The 556-nt window shown below is 61.9% G+C and carries 1 protein-coding gene; it reads right to left on the minus strand.

The window, feature by feature from the left end:
• A partial coding sequence (locus B3361_RS13125; RefSeq protein WP_286920241.1) for an isochorismatase family protein occupies positions 1-447 on the minus strand: 447 nt, incomplete at its 3' end.
• Positions 448-556 lie beyond the last annotated feature (109 nt).

The following is a 556-nucleotide window of genomic DNA, read 5'->3' on the forward strand; positions in this document are numbered from 1 at the left end:
GGCCAGGCCGCCGACGATCACCGCGCCGACCTGCTGCACCTTGAGGTATTCGATGACCCCTGTGGAACGGCGTTCGGCGAGGTCGTGATAGCAGGCGCCGTAGGGGTGCAGGTCGGGTTCGACACCCTTCCACACGAAGTAGTCGTAATCGATGGGCGCCGGCAGGCCAGGCAGCAGCTCGAACCCTGGGGTGCCGGGGACGCAGTGGCTGACCCAGGTCAGGTCGGCGTTGGCCATTCGCAGGGGCTGCAGCATGTGCGCCGGGTCGGCGACAACCCAGGCGGCATTGGCCGGGTGGGCATCTTTGCTGCCCAGGCGCAGGTCGGCGCGCAGGGCCATGGTGTTGAGGTCAACCGCAATCTCATGGCCTTCGGGAACCGGGAGTTCCTGCGGCGCGTTGCCGGTGAAGCCGTTCTGCGCATCGACATCGAAACTGGCGATTTTCATGGCGGTTCTCCTTGCTGGACTAGCTACATAATCTACCTGGTGATCTAAGTCTGTCAAGCGTATATCCCTATGGATTTGCTTGTTGATTTACTTAGTGTCTCTGGTGGAT

This window comes from Pseudomonas sp. UBA6699, from assembly GCF_002454615.1.
Classification (GTDB): domain Bacteria; phylum Pseudomonadota; class Gammaproteobacteria; order Pseudomonadales; family Pseudomonadaceae; genus Aquipseudomonas; species Aquipseudomonas juntendi.